The sequence below is a fragment of the Saccharopolyspora shandongensis genome (assembly GCF_900106995.1).
Taxonomy (GTDB): domain Bacteria; phylum Actinomycetota; class Actinomycetes; order Mycobacteriales; family Pseudonocardiaceae; genus Saccharopolyspora; species Saccharopolyspora shandongensis.
The window spans coordinates 40,762-58,814 of record NZ_FNOK01000044.1; the positions used below are offsets into that span (position 1 = coordinate 40,762).

Annotated in this window: 12 protein-coding genes; 1 reads left to right on the forward strand and 11 read right to left on the reverse strand. The window is 71.0% G+C overall.

What is annotated here, in order from left to right; translation table 11 throughout:
• Nucleotides 1-14: 14 nt before the first annotated feature.
• The 11 genes from BLW84_RS33455 to BLW84_RS33510 all read right to left on the reverse strand — a co-directional run bounded on the left by BLW84_RS33455 (nucleotide 15) and on the right by BLW84_RS33510 (nucleotide 16,749).
• On the reverse strand, nucleotides 15-278 hold the full coding sequence (locus BLW84_RS33455) for an imine reductase family protein (RefSeq protein WP_093273702.1): 264 nt from the start codon (nucleotides 276-278) through the stop codon (nucleotides 15-17).
• 563 nt (nucleotides 279-841) lie between these two features.
• A complete protein-coding gene (locus BLW84_RS33460; protein WP_093273704.1) occupies nucleotides 842-4,147 on the reverse strand; it encodes an error-prone DNA polymerase in 3,306 nt (1,101 codons plus the stop codon).
• A gap of 75 nt (nucleotides 4,148-4,222) precedes the next feature.
• Nucleotides 4,223-5,893, reverse strand: a complete 1,671-nt coding sequence (locus tag BLW84_RS33465; RefSeq protein ID WP_093273707.1) for a DNA polymerase Y family protein — start codon at nucleotides 5,891-5,893, stop codon at nucleotides 4,223-4,225.
• Nucleotides 5,890-6,603, reverse strand: a complete 714-nt coding sequence (locus BLW84_RS33470; RefSeq protein WP_093273709.1) for a hypothetical protein — start codon at nucleotides 6,601-6,603, stop codon at nucleotides 5,890-5,892. Before BLW84_RS33470 ends, BLW84_RS33465 begins: the two co-directional genes overlap by 4 nt.
• A 566-nt stretch (nucleotides 6,604-7,169) precedes the next feature.
• On the reverse strand, nucleotides 7,170-8,735 hold the full coding sequence (gene purH, locus BLW84_RS33480) for a bifunctional phosphoribosylaminoimidazolecarboxamide formyltransferase/IMP cyclohydrolase (protein WP_093273714.1): 1,566 nt from the start codon (nucleotides 8,733-8,735) through the stop codon (nucleotides 7,170-7,172).
• Nucleotides 8,732-9,313: a phosphoribosylglycinamide formyltransferase gene (purN, locus tag BLW84_RS33485; RefSeq protein ID WP_342743198.1), complete on the reverse strand. Its 582-nt coding sequence runs from the start codon at nucleotides 9,311-9,313 to the stop codon at nucleotides 8,732-8,734. The genes purH and purN overlap by 4 nt, the downstream gene beginning before the upstream one ends.
• Before the next feature lie 190 nt (nucleotides 9,314-9,503).
• On the reverse strand, nucleotides 9,504-11,036 hold the full coding sequence (locus BLW84_RS33490; protein WP_143061182.1) for a cell division protein PerM: 1,533 nt from the start codon (nucleotides 11,034-11,036) through the stop codon (nucleotides 9,504-9,506).
• Between the two features lie 241 nt (nucleotides 11,037-11,277).
• On the reverse strand, nucleotides 11,278-12,207 hold the full coding sequence (locus BLW84_RS47880) for a DUF5336 domain-containing protein (protein ID WP_093273783.1): 930 nt from the start codon (nucleotides 12,205-12,207) through the stop codon (nucleotides 11,278-11,280).
• Between the two features lie 221 nt (nucleotides 12,208-12,428).
• On the reverse strand, nucleotides 12,429-13,313 hold the full coding sequence (gene sucD / locus BLW84_RS33500; protein ID WP_093273785.1) for a succinate--CoA ligase subunit alpha: 885 nt from the start codon (nucleotides 13,311-13,313) through the stop codon (nucleotides 12,429-12,431).
• Nucleotides 13,314-13,317: 4 nt separating this feature from the next.
• Entirely contained in the window at nucleotides 13,318-14,484 is a 1,167-nt protein-coding gene (gene sucC / locus BLW84_RS33505) for an ADP-forming succinate--CoA ligase subunit beta (protein ID WP_093273787.1), read from the reverse strand.
• 549 nt (nucleotides 14,485-15,033) lie between these two features.
• Entirely contained in the window at nucleotides 15,034-16,749 is a 1,716-nt protein-coding gene (locus BLW84_RS33510) for a hypothetical protein (RefSeq protein ID WP_143061183.1), read from the reverse strand.
• A 606-nt stretch (nucleotides 16,750-17,355) separates the two neighbouring features.
• Between BLW84_RS33510 and BLW84_RS33515 the strand changes: the two genes are divergently transcribed.
• Nucleotides 17,356-18,048: a M23 family metallopeptidase gene (locus tag BLW84_RS33515; RefSeq protein ID WP_093273851.1), complete on the forward strand. Its 693-nt coding sequence runs from the start codon at nucleotides 17,356-17,358 to the stop codon at nucleotides 18,046-18,048.
• Nucleotides 18,049-18,053 lie beyond the last annotated feature (5 nt).

The following is an 18,053-nucleotide window of genomic DNA, read 5'->3' on the forward strand; positions in this document are numbered from 1 at the left end:
TCAGCTCACTGTGATCACGAAGCCGGCGTCGCAGCCTTCTTGAAGATCTCGAACACCGCCAGGTAGTTCTTGTCGCCGTAGCCCTCAGCGATCGCCCGCTCGGCGATCGTCGCCATCTGCCGCGGCAGGTCGGTGTGGACGCCCTGCTCCACGCAGGTACGGGCGATGTGCTCGAGCGCGTTCAGGCTCATCTCCATGGTGCCCAGGTCACCGGGGTAGTTCCGCGCGTCCAGATCGGACGCCTGCCCGACGAGGGCCGAGTTCACCACCGTGGGCATGAACCACTTGATCGCGAGGTGTCAGCAGGTGTCGACGATCTGGAGGCCTGCGACGCGATCGGTGCCGCGAGGCTCGACTTCTCCTGATATTGCTCGCGAATTCGGGGCCGGCGAACACTGCGACTCGGCCGCCAAAGGCCCAAAAGCCGAGCAGCACTCCCCGAATGCCATTGGCGGCTATCGGTATCGCGAGATCCGCTCCGCGTGTGCTCATTCCGCTGCCGGGCATCGCCACACCGACGGCGAGGCTGATTCCCCGTTCCATCAACGTGTTGAGGTTCCGGTGACGACCCCGGTCTCCGGCATAGCGCGGCGACGGCTCCTAATTCCTCCACAGCACAGGCCCGATTTCTTCTCGCGGGACGCTGCGAGGGCCGAACTGGCCCGGGCACGGTATGCCGGCACGCACGTCGTGCCCGGGCTCTTGGCGTTTCCAGTGTCCGCCGGCCAGACGAGGGAACAACACTCTGGGAGGGAGAAGTGTCCTTCCGCTGCCGGTCGAGCATGGTCGACGCCCCGGTTCGGTGGCCGCAGTCATCAGCGAGATGCGAGGCTCGCCGCAGCTAGTGGAAGTCGCGCGAAGTCGAGGGGATGCGCACTTCCAGTTTCTGCAGCCGGTCAGCTCTCAAATTGATCACTCCTTCCGCTCGTTCGACGATTCCGCGCACCAGCAACGCGGCGCTGGTACGCCCGACTTTTCGGTAGCGCGCCCACAAACCCGGTGAGCACATGACGTTGACCATGCCGGTCTCGTCCTCCAGGTTCAGGAACGTGACGCCGCCCGCCGTGGCCGGTCGCTGCCGGTGGGTCACCGCGCCACCCACCAGCACCCGGGAGCCGTGCTCCACTTCGGACAGTCGATCCGCCGGGATCGCGCCCAGCTCGTCCAATCTGGCTCGGACGAACTGCAGCGGGAAGCTGTCCGGCGACACCCCGGTGGCCCACACGTCCGCGGCGGCCACCTCGACGCCGTCCATCCCCGGCAGCGCCGGGGCGGCGGCCGATGCGGTAGTACCCGGCAACCGATCCGGCCGATCACCGGCAGCGGCGGCGGCGTTCCACAACGCCTCCCGTCGGGACAAGCCGAAGCAACCGAACGCGCCCGCCGTCGCCAGTGCCTCCATCTGCGCAGCAGTCAGCTGCGTTCGGCGCGCCACATCGGCCATGTCGACGTACGGACCGTTCTCCGCGCGCTCCATGACTAATCGCTCGCCGGCGCTCTCGCCGAGCTTGCGCACGGAAGCCAACCCCAGGCGCACCGCTCGCTTGCCCTCGCTGTCGGCGTCCGGCTCCAGATCGGCCTGGGCTCGACTCGCGTTGACATCCGGCCCGCGCACCCGCACCCCATGCCGGCGGGCGTCGGCGACCAGCGACTGCGGCGAGTAGAAGCCCATCGGCTGGGCCTTGAGCAGCGCGGCGCAGAACACCGCCGGGTAGTAGTGCTTGAACCACGCGCTGGCGAACACCAGCAGCGCGAAGCTCAGGGCATGGCTCTCCGGGAAGCCGTAGTTCGCGAAAGCCAGCATCCGCTGGTAGATCCGCTCCGCCAGTTCCCCGGAAATGCCCTTGGCCGCCATCCCCTCGAACAACCGCCCCCGGAGCCGCTCCATCCGCTCCTCGGAACGCTTGGCCCCCATCGCCCGCCGCAGCTGGTCCGCCTCGGCCGCGGAGAACCCCGCGACGTCGACCGCCAACTGCATCAGCTGTTCCTGGAACAGCGGGACGCCGAGGGTCTTCTTCAGGGCACCGGCCATCGACGGGTGCTCGAAGTCCCAGTCCTCCAAGCCGTTCCGGCGCCGGATGTACGGGTGCACCGAACCGCCCTGGATCGGGCCCGGCCGGATCAGCGCCACCTCCACCACGAGGTCGTAGAACTCCCGCGGTTTCAGCCTCGGCAGCGTGGCCAGCTGCGCGCGGCTCTCCACCTGGAACACCCCGACCGCGTCGGCCCGCCGCAGCATCTCGTACACCGCGTCGTCGTTCAGGTCGAGCTCGCCGAGGTCGACCTCGATCCCGTGGTGTTCGAGGGTCATGTCGATCGCGTAGTGCAGCGCCGAGAGCATGCCGAGCCCCAGCAGGTCGAACTTGACGAGGCCGACCTCCGCGCAGTCGTCCTTGTCCCACTGCAGAACCGTGCGGCCGGGCATCCTCGCCCACTCCACCGGGCAGACCTCGCCGACCGGCCGGTGGCAGATCACCATCCCGCCGGAGTGGATGCCCAGGTGCCGGGGGAAGCCCAGCAGCTCACCGGCGAGCTCCCGCACCGGTTCGGGAATCTCGGAGTCCTCCGGCAGCGGCCCCCAGTGCTCGATCTCCTTGCTCCAGGCGTCCTGCTGCCCGGGCGAGTAGCCGAGGGCCCGCGCGACGTCCCGCACCGCCGAGCGCGGTCGGTAGCTGATCACGTTCGCGACCTGCGCGGCGTGCATCCGGCCGTACTTGCGGTAGACGTACTGGATCACCTCCTCTCGGCGATCGGACTCGATGTCCAGGTCGATGTCGGGCGGCCCGTCCCGCTCCGGGGCCAGGAAGCGCTCGAAGAGCAGCTGGTAGCGGACCGGGTCGGCGTTGGTGATCCGCAGCGCGAAGCACACCGCCGAGTTCGCCGCCGAACCCCTCCCCTGGCACAGGATCCGCTGCTCCCGGCAGAACTCGACGATGTCGGACACCACCAGGAAGTAGCCGGGGAACTCCAGCTGCTCGATCAGCGCCAGCTCGTGCTCGATCTGCCGGTAGGCGGCGGGATTCTCCTGCGGCAGTCCGTACCGGTCGAGCGCGCCTCGGAGGACGAGTTCGCGCAGCCAGCTCGCCTCGGTGCGCCCCATCGGCACGTCGAACGGCGGCAGCTTCGGGGCCACCAGCTTCAGGTCGAAGGCGAACTCCCGGCCCAGCTCGGCGGCCCGCTGCACGGCCCCCGGGTAGCGGGCGAACATCTCGGCCATCTCCGCGCCGGAGCGCAGGTAGTTGCCCGCCCAGCCGGGCAGCCAGCCGTCCATGTCGTCCAGGCTGCGGCGGGCCCGGATCGCCGCCACCACCGCGGCCAACCGAGCGCGATCCGGCCGGGCGAGGTGTGCGCCGGTTGCGGCCACCGTGGACACTCCCGCTCTATCGGCGAGCTCGGCCATGGCGTCGTTGCGCGCCGAGTCCGCGGGCAGCCCGTGGTCGGTCAGCTCCACGGTGACGTGGTCCCGCCCGAACAACGCGATCAGCCGGTCCAACTCGGCGGCGGCCGCCGCCGGGCCGCTTTCGGCCAGCGCCGCCGGGACCGCCCCTTTGCGGCACCCGGTGAGCACCTGCCAGTGCCCCGCCGCCGCACCCGCGAGCTTCTCCAGGTCGTACACCGGACGGCCCTTCTCCTTGCCCTCCAAGTGCGCCTCGCTGATCGCCCGGCACAAGCTCGCGTAGCCGGCCGGATCGCGGGCCAGCACCAGCAGGTGGCGTCCTTCGGGGTCGGGGATCCCGTTCTGCGGCACCGAAAGCCCCAGGCTCAGCTCGGCACCGAACACGGTGCGCACTCCGTGCTCGGCCGCGGCCTCCGCGAAGCGGACCACCCCGTACAGCCCGTCGTGGTCGGTCAGCGCGATCGCATCCAGGCCGAGGCGAGCCGCCTCCGCCGCCAGCTCCTCCGGATGGCTCGCGCCGTCGAGGAAGCTGAAGTTGGAGTGCGCGTGCAGCTCCGCATAGGGCACCTCCGCCACCGCGGCAACGGCGTCGGCCTCGTACCTGGCGCGCCGCCGGGTCCACGCGGGGCTGTCGTTCCCGTCGCCGGGATGTCTCTCGTCGCGCGGGCCGGACCCGTCGGCCGGAGGCAGTCGGCCGGAGAGCACTTTCTCCAGGTCCGACCAGGTCTGGGGAGGGTTGAACCAACTCATGAAATCCAGTGAACTCCTGTTCGATTCACCGCTGCCACCGAATAAGCCGCACTCCACTCGAACGAGTGTTCGCCATCATCGATAGGCACCCTGCACCCACCAGCGGCCCCCTTCGTGCACCAGGAGCAGCGCCACCTCGCCCACCTCGGCATCGCCGTCCCCGGCCGGATCCGCTTCCGGCTCGAGCACGACCTGGATCCGCACCAGCTCCCGCGCCGGCACCTGCGCCGCCGGCGCAGTCCGGCCGGATCCGCCCGCCAGCAGCTCCGCCCACCAGCGCTCGGCCACCGGCCACGGCCCGGCCCAGCCGGACACCGCCCGCGATCGCCCGCCCGACACCTCCACGCGGGACGGCGCCGCGGTGAGCCGATGCCGGTCGGTGACGCCCACCGGGCGGCCCTCGTCGTCGAACACCGCCGCGGGCCACGGTGAATCCGGCACCACCGAGGGCGACGGCGACGGGATGCGCCCCGGCCACGGCCGGTCGGCGGGCAGCGCAGGACGGCGTTCGTCGCCCCACGGCACGAACCGCACCTGATCGCGCAGGTCCCGTCCGCCGCCGAACACCCCGGTCAGGACCGCCTCCGGCCCGAGCAAGCCCTGCACCCGCGCGAACGCGCGCCCGGCGCGGGCATCCGCCTCCCCGGTCGCGGCGTTGAGCAAGTCGAGCTGCAGACCACCCGCCCCGACCACTTCTTCCGGCCGCAGGCTCAGCACGCTCACCCCGGCCGTCGGGCGTTGCCGACCGCTGCGGCCGTGCAGCCAGCCGTCGAGCTGCCAGCGCACCCGATCCGCAGTGGCCGCCGGCGTCAGCGGCTCCGCGCAGCGCCAGACCCGGTGCAGCTCCTCGCCGTGCTCGGTGCGGGCCGAAATCCCCAGCCGAGTGCAGGCCAGCCCGAGTTCGCCCAGCCTGGCGTGCAGTTGGTCCGCCAGGACCTTGGCCGCGAACGCGGCCTCGTCCACCCGCTCCACCGGCGGGTCGAGCTCCTCGGACACCACCAGGTCCGGTGGCGGCTGGCGCCGCAGGACCGGCCGCTCTTCCCGGCCGCCGGCCGCGCGGTGCACCAGCAGCGCGGCCTGGCCGAACCGTGTGGACACGTCCGACGAGGACAGCGCCGCGAACTCGCCCAGCGTGCGAATCCCCAGCCGCCGCAACAGATCCACCAGCTCCGCCTGATCGGCGGCGCGCTGCCCGGGCAGCCGGCCGGTGAGCTGATCGATCTCCTCGATCAGCAGGGGAGCGAGGAACTCCCGACTTCGGCCCGGGGCCACGAGTTCGTTGCGCCGGGCCGCCAGCACCGCCGCGAACAGCCCGTCCGCGATGCCGATCCGGCACTCGACGCCGACCTGCGCGTCCAGTTGGTCCAGCACGCGTTCGGCGACGGCCTCCTCCGAACCGAAGTACCGGACCGGACCCCGCGCGGGGACCGCCACCAGGCCCGGACGCACGACCTCCACGCCCGGCATCAACTCCTCGACCGCCGCCAGCACCGGCTCGAACAACCGCGCGTCCCGGGCCGGATCGTGCTCGCACACAACGAGTTCCGGGCACCGGCCCTGCGCTTCACGGCGGCGCATCCCGCGGCGCACCCCGCTGCCGCGCGCCGTTTCGGAGCAGGCCACCACCCTGTTCGCCGCGAACACCGCGGCGGGCACCAGCGAGCCGAGTTCGGCCGCACGGGAGGCGGCGACCACCGGCCAATCCGGGCACCAGATGACGAGTCGACGAGGCGGCACCACGCTCACCCCGCCACCGGACGTAGCTGCGGCCGGGTGTTCTCGCCCGGCTCGTCCGCGGGCACCCCGATCGCTCCGTCGCACGCCGGGAGCAGCAGTCGGCACGAGCGCGGCCTGGACGCCGCTCCACGCCCTCCCGCTCGCACCGTGACGGCACGTTCCCGCAGGTAGCCATGGCCCTGTCCAAGTCCTCGCCAGTCGGCACCGACGCAGCGCAGCTGCACCTCGGCACCCACCCACGCGCCGAACGGCAGCAGCACCGAGCCGCGGTTGCGCGCCCGCGCCGACAGCCGTCGGGCATCCGAATCGGCCACCTGCCGGGTACCGCCCACCGCCACTAGGTCGACCCCGTCGAGCAGCGCGGCGATCACGCCCACCGGGTCTCCGCCCGGCCGCGGCACCACCGCGAGCCTGGCGAGCTCCACGCCGGCTTCGGCCGCCGCCACCAAGCTGATTCCGGGCAGCCCCACCACCGCCGCCCAAGATCCGTTCGCCGTCGCCTCCGACAGCAGCGCGAACAGCAGCGAGACCGATCCGTGCACCGCCACCGTGCTGCCACGGCGCAAACCTGGCCATGGCAGCACGGCGGCGAGCTCCGTCCGCGTGGGCAGCACCCGGCCCGCTCCCGGAATGCCGCCGGCCTCGACGGCCTGCACGCCCAGGGACACCCCGTCAGCCGTGGACGCGCCCAGCGCCGTCAAGGACGCCATCGCGGACATCGCCGCCTCCCCACATCGTGACCTCATGGGTGCCCGACCCCGGCGCGGGCACCCATTCAGCCGCCGCGGGGAAGGCAGCGGTGGACCCGGCGCGGCGCCTGCACCCGAACACAGCGCCGGTTCCATCGGAGTAGCCGACCCCGACATCGGCCACTTCCGTTATCTCGAACCTCAGTTCGAACAAGTCAAGTAAACCCTGCACAGCGACCCGCGTCAAGGGCTCCGACCAGATCGAGTGAACATTTGTTCGATCATCTGATCTTGGCGGAAATGTCCGCTACAACTTGACTCATGACCGCGTTTCCACCTCGCGGGGAAGCCGCCGTCCGAGCAGTTCCGGCGGCCGCCCGAGCAGCCGGGCCGGCCCACGGCGAGCCCGCGAACGTCGAACGACACCACCCGTAGCCACCGGCCTTGCGCCGACGGCTGCGGCACGCAGCCCGAGGAGGCGAGACACCATGCGCACGGACGAAACGCACACCGATCACCGCCTGGCCGGAGCGACCGGCGAAACGAAAACGGTGCGGCCGACCGAAGTCGACCGCACCGTCCACAGTGCACCGGATTCAGTGCGCGAAGTGGCGCGTCCCGGTGAAGTACATCGGCACGCCGGCGGCCTCGGCCGCCGCGATGGTCTCCGCGTCCCGGACCGAGCCGCCGGGCTGCACGATCGCGCGAACCCCGGCGTCCAGCAGCACCTGCGGGCCGTCCGCGAACGGGAAGAACGCGTCCGAGGCGGCCACCGAGCCCTTCGCCCGGTCGCCCGCCCGCGACACCGCGAGGCGCGCCGAGTCGACCCGGTTCACCTGGCCCATGCCGACACCCACGGTCGCCCCGTCGTCGGCGAGCAGGATCGCGTTGGACTTCACCGCGCGGCAGGCCCGCCACGCGAACTTCAGGTCCGCCAGCGTCGCCGCGTCCACCGGCGAGCCGGCCGCCAGCGTCCAGTTCGCCGGGTCGTCGCCCTCGGCGTCGATCGCGTCGGAGCCCTGCACCAGCATGCCGCCGGAGATCGCCCGCATCTCGATCCGGCCGCTCTTGGGCGGCTGCGCGGTCAGGATCCGGATGTTCTTCTTCTTGCTCAGCACGTCCACGGCGCCGTCGGCGTAGCCCGGCGCCACGATCACCTCGGTGAAGATCTCGGCGACCTGCTCGGCCATCGCCACCGACACCTCGCGGTTCGTCGCGATGACGCCGCCGTACGCGCTCACCGAGTCGCACTCGTGCGCCTTGCGGTGCGCCGCGGCGATGTCGTCGGCCACCGCGATGCCGCACGGGTTGGCGTGCTTGATGATCGCCACGCACGGCTCGCTGTGGTCGTGCGCAGCGCGCCAGGCGGAGTCGGCGTCGACGTAGTTGTTGTACGACATCTCCTTGCCGTGCAGCTGCGCAGCGGCCGCGAGCCCGGTCGCTTCGCCGCCGGAGACGTACAGCGCGGCGGGCTGGTGCGGGTTCTCGCCGTAGCGCAGCGCGGAGCGCCGCTCCCAGGTCTCCCCGATCCAGCCGGGGAACACCGAGTCGTCCCCGGTCGGCACCTTGCTCATCCAGGACGCCACGGCGACGTCGTACGACGCGGTGTGCCGGAACGCGGCCGCGGCCAGCTCGACCCGGTCGGCCATCGTGAAGCCGCCCTCGCGGATCTGCTCCAGCACCCACTCGTAGCGGCTGGGGTCGACCACGACGGCGACGTTCGCGTGGTTCTTGGCGGACGCCCGGACCATCGCCGGCCCGCCGATGTCGATCTGCTCGATCACCTCGTCCGGCGCGGCACCCGAGGCGACCGTCTGGACGAACGGGTACAGGTTCACGATCAGCAGGTCGAACGGCGTGATGTCCAGGTCGCGCAGCTGGTCCGCGTGCTCCTGGCGGCGCAGGTCGGCGAGCAGCCCCGCGTGCACCCGCGGGTGCAGGGTCTTGACCCGGCCGTCGAGCGCCTCCGGGAACCCGGTGAGCTCCTCGACCGGGGTGACGGGCACGCCCGCCGCGGCGATCGTGCGGGCCGTACCGCCGGTGGACACGATCTCCACGCCGGCGGCGTGCAGCCCGGTGGCCAGCTCCAGCAGGCCCGACTTGTCGGACACGCCGATCAGCGCGCGGCGAACCGCTCGCCGCTCCTGCAAGTTCGCGGTCACGGGATACTCACCTTCCGTCCCTGCACGGTCCAGCCGTGCAGTGCCAGCTGTTCCAGGGTGTCGACCAGCAGCCGCCGCTCGACGGCCTTGATCCGCTCGTGGAGACTCGCCTCGTCGTCGTCGGGCCGCACCTCGACGGCCTCCTGCGCGAGAATCGGCCCGGTGTCCACGCCGGCATCGACCACGAACAGGGTGCAGCCGGTGACCCGGACTCCATACTCCAGCGCATCCCGCACCCCGTGCATGCCGGGGAACGACGGGAGCAGCGCGGGGTGGCTGTTGAGGTACCGGCCGGCGAAGCGGGCCAGGAAATCGGCGCCGACGAGCTTCATGAACCCGGCGGAGACCACCAGGTCCGGCTCGTGCTCGGCGCAGGCCTCGGTCAGTGCGCGGTCCCACTCGGCGCGGTCGGCGTGGTCCTTGACCCGGCGCACGAAGGTCGGCACCCCGGCGCGCTCGGCGCGGGCCAGCCCCTCGATGCCGTCGCGATCGGCGCCCACCGCGACGACCTGCACCGGGAAGTCCGGCGAACTGGTCGAGTCGAGCAGTGCTTGCAGCAGGGTTCCGGATCCGGACACCAGCACGACGACCCGTGCGGGGCCGGCGGTGGCGAACCGGGTTGACTTCGAGTGCTCGGCGGCGCTCGGCTGGTCGGGCGTACTCGGATTCAGCGTTCGCTCCTGACATGCCTCGGCACGATCTCCCGAAGCAGCGTAAGCGCTGATTGCGGCGCCGACGTCGCCAGGGCCCGGGCGAGTGGCGCAGCCCTCACCTCCGGTCGTCCCCGGTGAGGTCGCCGTCGAATTCGGTGGGGTCGATCTCGGCGGGCTTGCTCCGGGGCGGTTCGGACTCCGCGGCCTCGCGGGCGTGCGGAATCTCCGGCGCCAGGTCGTCCGAGTCCAGGGCATCCGCGCCGGTTGCCTCCGCCTCGGATGCGTTGTCGCTCGCCGGGGCATCGGCTCGATCGCCATCGACATCGGCGGTGTCGCCAGCGCCGGTTTCGGTGTCGTCGGCGGTGCCCGAGGCGGCGGCATCAGACGGATTGCCGGTCGTGTGCTCGTCCGCGGGGTCGGCGTCGGCAGCGGTCGAACCGGCGGACTCTCCGGCCTCCGCCTGATCGGCGCCGAGCTCGTCGTCGAGGTCCGGCCCGGCCAGCCATGTGACGGCGGCGGCCGGGATGGCGACCCAGCACAACGTCGCCGCGGCCAGCGCGACCGGGCGCAGCGTCACCTGGCCGAATGGACCATTGCCCAGGTCGCCCCCGGCGACGTGCGCGAGCAGCAGCGTTCCCATCGCCGCGACCGCTGCCGCCACGCCGACCGCGAGCAGCCTACGCGTCAGGGATCCGGGCACCCGACGCACGGCGGTCCCGACTACGAGGCCGACGACCAGAGGTAGCCCCAGCACGATCGCCCACCAGGCCGCCGAATCGTGCGTCGGCAGGACGGCGAGCAACGGCAGGTCCGGCACCGGACCGGGCGCAACGTGCAGTGGCTGAACCTCGAGCCGACCGACCGACAGGCCCGTTCCGGCGGCGAAGGACCAGCCCGCCACGACCGCATTCGGGAGGTAGAGCAGCGACAACAGCGTGCCGCCGATCGCATCGCCGGCCGTGCTACCGAGCCGAGCGAGCGCGGCGACCATCTCCGGAGCCGACAGGCAGATCCCGGCCAGCAGCACCACGCCACCGGCCGCGACGAGCGCGGCCAGCGCCAGCAGACCGAGGCGCAGGCCCGACCAGACCTCGGCCTCGACCCGTTCCCAAACCAGGTAGATCAACCCGCACCGGTTCGCCACGCCCGCCGCAGAGGCGATCGTGGCCAACAGCCCGCAGCTCAGGAACGCATCGGCCGGAACCGCGCTCACCGGCCCGTCCAGCACCACGGCGATAGCGGTGCCGACGAAGGCGTGCACCAGCCCCATCGCCGTGATCAACGGCCACGCCTGATCCGGGCGGCGCAGTCGGGACCGCCGCGCGACCCAGGCAGACGCGGCGGCGATCAGCAACATCATCAGCGCGGTGGGCAGCAGCGGCAGGACGCTCAGCGGCGCATCGGTGATCTTGAGCGCGGTCTGGTGCAACGCGAGCCACCCGGGCAGGGCTGCCACCAGAACCACGACCGGGTCGAACTGCGCACCGCCCGCGGTCGCCATCACCAGCGCTATCAGTCCCGCGGCGATCAGGTAACCGGCGAGCAGGACGGCACCAACGGCCGCGGCGAGCAACCACCAGCGGATCCCGTGCCGGCGTTCGCGGGGACCGTCGGCGATGGCGTGGGGGATCGAGTCGAGCACTGACACGCAGCTGAATGTCGCACCGAAGTTACGCCGAACGGGTCACAACACGCCGTTGCTTCCGCCCATCGTGCGACATGGTCTGTCCACATTAGACAAAGATGGCGGCGGCGGGTCGCCGTCACGAGCTCCGCGTCGAAAGCACCCTCTCGATTCCGCGGTCGCCCCTACGAACATCGCGCGGGCGGCCCGCCGACCAGCACGAACTGGTGGCAAGGCCGCCCGCGCGACGAGCGGATCGAACAGATCAGAAACTGGGCGGATTGGCGCCGGGGTGCGGCATCTGCTGGGTGCCCTGCGGACCCGCACTCTGGCTCGGCTGCGCCGGCTGGCCGGAAGGGTTCGACGTCGGCGCGGACTGGCCGGGCTGCGGCGGCTGGCTCGGCTGACCGGACGGGCTTGACTGCGGCGCAGACGGGGCCGACTGCGGCGGCTGGCCCGACGGGCCGGGCTGACCAGGCTGGTTCGGGGACTGGAAGCCGCCGGAGGCTGGCTCCCAGTTGCCAGGCTGCTGGGACTGCGGGCCGGACGCCGGGCTCCAGCCACCACTCGGCTGACCGAACTGGCCGGGCTGGTTCCAAGCCGGCGCACCGGGGCCGCTGGGACCGCCAGGCCCACCCTGACCACCAGGGCCACCCTGACCACCAGGGCCGCCCTGACCACCGGGGCCGCCCGGGCCACCCGGCCCACCGGGACCGGCCGGGCCGCCGGGCTTGCCCGACTGGAACGGGGCGGACTGGCCGAAGGACGGCTTCCGGGGCTGCGCGGGCTTCGACGGCGCGTTGATGATGCCGCCCTCCATCAGCAGGATGCCGGCCACGGCTCCCAGCTGGACGATGGACAGCAGCAGGAGCACCACGACGATGCCGCCGGAGCCACCGCCGACCAGGTCCTGCAGCAAGCTGAGGGTCGCGTAGGCGGACAGCGGCGCGGCCGCGAACAGCGCGTCCGGCGTCTTCGGCACGAACCGCAGACCCGCCAGCGCCGCGGAGACGATCAGGGAGAACCCTACGAGGCTGCCGATCGCCACGCCGGCGACGCCGTCGAAGAAACCGATCAGGTAGCCGATCAGACCGGCGCCTGCCGCCACCAGGGCCAGGATCTCGTTGAGACCGAGCGGAACGCCGGAACGTCCAGGGGCGGCCGGCGGCGGCGATTGGGGGAAGGGCGCGGACATGGCTGGACGGACTCCTCGCTTCAACACTCGGGGGCGGAGCTTGCTGACGGTATCGAATCAACCGGCTTCGGTGTACCGGAAGACCGCGCAACCGCGACTTGTCTGCGGGCTCCGGCGAAGCGCTCGCGATTCCGTCGGCCCCGCACGAAAGCATGCAGACAGCCACCGGGGCCGGACGCCCGAAGGCGTCCGGCCCCGAAAAGGACGTGTCGAGATCGGGCTCAGCCCTTGACGATCTCGCGCATCAGCTTGGCGGTCTCGCTCGGCGTCTTGCCGACCTTGACCCCAGCGGCCTCCAGGGCCTCCTTCTTCGCCGCGGCGGTGCCGGACGAACCGGAGACGATGGCGCCCGCGTGGCCCATGGTCTTGCCCTCCGGCGCGGTGAAACCGGCCACGTAGCCCACCACCGGCTTGGTGATGTTGGCCTTGATGTAGTCGGCCGCCCGCTCCTCGGCGTCCCCACCGATCTCGCCGATCATGACGATCGCCTCGGTCTCCGGGTCGTCCTCGAAGGCCTGCAGCGCGTCGATGTGGGTGGTGCCGATGATCGGGTCACCGCCGATGCCGACGCAGCTGGAGAAACCGATGTCCCGCAGCTCGTACATCATCTGGTAGGTCAGCGTGCCCGACTTGGACACCAGACCGATCTTGCCGTGGCCGGTGATGTTGGCCGGGATGATGCCGGCGTTGGACTTGCCGGGCGAGATGATGCCCGGGCAGTTCGGCCCGATGATCCGGGTCTTGTTGCCGGTGGCGTTGGCGTGCGCCCAGAAGTAGGCCGAGTCGTGCACCGGGATGCCCTCGGTGATGACCACGGCCAGGCCGATCTCGGCGTCGATGGCCTCGATCACGGCGTCCTTGGCGAACTTCGGCGGCACGAAGACGACCGACACGTCGGCGCCGGTCTCCTTCATGGCCTCCTTGACCGTGCCGAAGACCGTGAGCTGCTTGCCCTCGATCTCGACGGTCTGCCCGGCCTTGCGGGCGTTCACACCGCCGACGATGTTGGTGCCGGAGCGCAGCATCCGAGCGGTGTGCTTGGTGCCTTCAGAGCCGGTGATGCCCTGAACGATGACCTTGCTGTTCTCGTTGAGGAAGATAGCCATGGCCTCATGCCCCCGCAGCCAGCTCGGCGGCCTTGTCGGCCGCACCGTCCATGGTGTCCACCATCGTCACGACCGGGTGGTTGGCCTCGGCCAGGATGCGGCGACCCTCTTCGACGTTGTTGCCGTCGAGCCGGACGACCAGCGGCTTGGTGGCCTCGTCGCCCAGGATCTTCAGCGCCTGCACGATGCCGTTGGCAACCGCGTCGCAGGCGGTGATTCCGCCGAAGACGTTGACGAACACCGACTTCACGGCCGGGTCACCGAGGATGACGTCCAGGCCGGCGGCCATGACCTCGGCGGAGGCTCCGCCACCGATGTCCAGGAAGTTCGCCGGCTTCACACCGCTGTGCTTCTCGCCGGCGTAGGCGACCACGTCCAGGGTGGACATGACCAGCCCGGCACCGTTACCGATGATGCCGACCTCGCCGTCCAGCTTGACGTAGTTGAGGCCCTTCTCCTTGGCCTTGGCCTCGAGCGGGTTCTCCGCTTCCTTGTCCACCAACTCGGCCTGCTGGGCCTGGCGGAACGCGGCGTTCTCGTCGAGGGTGACCTTGCCGTCCAGCGCGATGATCTTGCCCTGCGGGTCCTTGACCAGCGGGTTGACCTCAACCAGCGTGGCGTCTTCGGAAACGAAGGTCTCCCACAGCTGGACGATCACGTCGGCGACCTGGTCGGCGACCTCGGCCGGGAACTTGGCGGCGGTGACGATCTCCCGCGCCTTGTCCTGGTCGACGCCCTCGATCGGGTCGATCGCGATCTTCGCCAGCGCCTCGGGCTTGGTCGCCGCGACCTCTTCGATCTCCATGCCACCCTCGACGGATGCCATCGCGAGGAAGTTGCGGTTGGCGCGGTCGAGGAGGAACGAGAAGTAGTACTCGTCGGCGATGTCGGAGGCGGTGGTGACCAGCACCTTGCGGGTGATGTGGCCCTTGATGTCCAGGCCGAGGATCGCCCCGGCCTTGGTCTCGGCCTCATCCGGGTTCTCGGCCAGCTTCACGCCACCGGCCTTACCGCGGCCCCCGGTCTTGACCTGGGCCTTGATCACAACGGGCCCGCCCAGTTCTGCGGCGGCTGCCTTGGCCCCTTGCGGATCGGTTACCACGGCGCCGGGCAGCGTCGGCACTCCGTGGGAGGCGAAGAGCTCCTTCGCCTGGTACTCGTACAGGTCCACTCGACTCTCCTGCGACGTCGGTGTCGGACTCGGTGACGATATCGACCTGCGAGGACGCATGGGGCGGCGCACCCGGTGAACTGCCTCACCTGAGGTTGGGCATTAGGCCTGGTCGAACCGTCCAGCACGAGGATTCGCCTGCTCCGCAGGCTCGATATCGACGTTCGTGGTGACGAACGGAACAGCGCACCGTGACGGTGTGCCAGGCATTGTCGACCGCTCCGCGGGCAACGGCAAGGCCGCGGATCGAGTGATTCGCCCGCGGCGAACGGCCCAGCACCCGTATCTCCGCGACCTCGGTGTTTCCCGATCACACGAACCGTTCCGCACAGTGGCGCACGATGTCGTCACGCGGCGATGGACTGGCTGGGTGGAGCGAACGGCTTGTTCGCTCCGATAGATGAGGCGAACAGGCCGTTCGCCTCATCCACCCAACGCCGGCGTGCACTGCCGGCGTTGGGTGGACCGTTCACTCCAGCCGCCTCCGGGACCCATACCTGCGGGAACTCCGCTCCGGAACCGCTGGGGGTGATCAGGAATCGTTCCTTATTACTGTCGATCGCGGGGTACTCGGCCGGCCGCGATCGACGTTCCGAGCAGCACCACCACGCAGGCCGCGCCGAACCACAGCCCCAGGCCGGGCTCCGAACCCGGGAGCCGTTCTGCGGTCAGCGGGAACTCGAGCACCCGGACCGCCACGACGAGCGCCGCCGCGCAGAGCAGCGCTGCCGCGCGAGGCGGTCGGCACATCGGCGCCAGCACCGCCGCTCCGACCACCGCGGCCAGCGCGATCACCAGCCCCCAGGACGTCGTCCCGAAGTCGGTGAACACGCCGGGCGCCGTGTAGTCCGGGGCCGTGAGCACCGGAAAGCTGAACGCACCGGCCCCGAGCAGCAGTGCGACGAGCGACGGAACCAGCACCATGCGGTGCATCGCCATCTCCGTCAGATCCACGTCGTCGCGCTCGACCGCACCAGCGATGGCCGCGATGATCGCCGCGGACGCGGCGAACAGGACCGCGATCCCGGCCGCCCAGGCTCCAATGCCGGCGCTTGCGTCCGCTGCTTGCACGGCGGTGAACACCGCGTCGAGCACCCCGGCCGCCGCGAACGGGATCACCACCCAGACCACCGTCAGCATCGGGCGCAGCCATCCGGCGGCGCGCGGCAGCAGCAATCCGATGCCCAGCGCCACCAGCAACGAGCCGGCGGGCCACAGCATCCGCGCCGGGTACGGCGACGGGTCGCGCAGCCCGAAGGGCATCTCCACCTGCGGCGCGGCCGCCGCCAGCAGCGCCAGCGCACCGGCGACCAGGGCGAGCACGGCCGAGGTGGCGATCAACCGGGTCAGCGCGGGCAGGCGGAGATCGTCGGTCGACTCGCCGGAGTCGGCGCGCCCGGCAGGCACGGCCAGCGCGACCAACGTGATCACCGCGACCACGACGAGCACGGGACCCCAAGCGAACTGGACCTGGTCGAGCACGGTCGCGGACACCAGCGGCGGCACGGCCACGCAGGCCAGCGCCGCAGCCACTCCGAGCAGTCCGCCGCGGGCGAACTCCGGGTCGGTGGAGCCCGCCAGGAATCCGGCGGTGCTCGGCGCGGCGACGGCGAGCAGGATGCCGCCGATCAGCAGCACCACCGGCCCGTCCAGCGCCGGGTGCGGCAACAGGTACGGGTCCTCGGAGGCGAACGGCGCCATCAGAACGCCGACTGCCGCGATCACGCCGGCGCACAGCACGAGTGTGAGCAGGCCTTGCCGGTGCGAGCCGGTGCCCTCATCGCCGTGCCCGATGCCCCGAACTGCGAGAACGCCGGCGACGATCGCCGCGACGTGTCCTGCGAGGAGCAACCAGACACCAGCAGAAGGAGCGAGGGCGTCGAGGGTTTCCACCCGGAGCAGCTCGGGCCGGGCGGCCAGTCCGGGGTCGGCGACGAACTGCAGATCCAGCACCAGGCGGCCGGGCGCGAGCGCCGCCGGGCCGACGAGCACTGCCGCCGCCGTTCCGAGCCTTCCGCGCTTGGCGAAGACGAAGGCCAGCGCGGGGGCGAGCAGCGAGAGCGCCAGCAAGAGGGGCCATGCCAGGAATGCCGCCGAGGCGCCGGGCTCGACGAGCCCGAGCAATGGTCCGAGGCCGACTAGCAGAGCACCGGCGGCGGCCACCACGATCGCGACCCGCAGTCGCATCGGTAGCTCGAGATCGGGCTGCGGATTCGCGGCGAGAGCCGAGGAACCGCCGGACGGATGGTCGGGCCGCGCAGTCACCGCGCAGACGCTAGCAACCCCGGACGGTCGCGGCACCCACCGGTCACACGCTCAGGGACATCCCCTAGGGCCGACCGAACGGAGCACCGCGGAGTGCCCATCAAGCCGCTCTTAGAGTGTGACTTGCAACACATTTTATTACCGCGCGACAACTTGATCGAGACACATCGATGACAGTCGCGGGCCGATCGATCTACCCCGCGCTGATCACGAAGCCGCTGGCAGCTCCGCTGCGCGACGACCACTCCCAGTATCCACACGGGCCTGACAATCGGGCCCGCCGAGCGCCCTCCGGGCACATTCCGTAGTCGAGACACCACGGACAGGGAGTTGCCCCTAGGGGATCACCTTGGTTACTGTCCCCCGGTCCGTTGTCACGGTCTGATCACGAAGGACAACCTTCGGCCGGTTCCCCGACCGGCCCCGGGATCCCCGCCCGGAAACGTGATCCGACTCCCCGAGACGGAAGGGCAGGCATTGGCTCGACACCGCTCCCCCGGCGGCGAAGAAAACTCCCCGGGCTGTGCGGAGGCGTCCCCCGACGACCCCTCCTGCAGTCCGGTGAAGACCCGGGGCTCCTCACCCGCATCGGTCTGGCGCGGCCGCGTGGTCGTCGCCGCCGTCGCAGCCGGCGCCTTCGCGGCCGCCGGCCAGTCGATGGCCGCAGGTGAAGGGCACGCCGCCCCGGACCAAGACGACTTCAACCCGTCGGACGCATCGGCCTCGTTCAACACCGCGCTGGCCGACCAGTCCTACACCGGCGTCGGCGGTAGCGCTCCCGCTCCGGCGATGCTCCCGGTCGCGCAGACGACCGACGTCAGCTCCGATATGGAGCAGCTCAAGAAGAGCGAGCGGATCACCCAGGAGCGCGACGCCGCCCGCATCGCCGCCGAGGAGGCGGCGCGGGCCCCGAAGTACGTGCTTCCCGCCGACGGATCCTTCACCTCCGGTTTCGGTGGCCGCTGGGGCACCACGCACTACGGCATCGACATCGCCAACGCCAAGGGCACCCCGATCTATTCCGTCGCCGACGGCGTCGTGATCGAGGCGGGCCCGGCCAGCGGTTTCGGCCTGTGGGTGCGGGTGCAGCACGAGGACGGCACGATCACCGTCTACGGCCACGTCAACACCATCACGGCCAAGCAGGGCACGAAGGTCAAGGCCGGCGACCAGATCGCCACGATGGGCAACCGCGGCTTCTCCACCGGCCCGCACCTGCACTTCGAGGTGTGGAACACCAGCGGCAAGAAGATCAACCCGCTGCCCTGGATGCAGGCCCGCGGCATCTCGCCCGCGTAAGCATC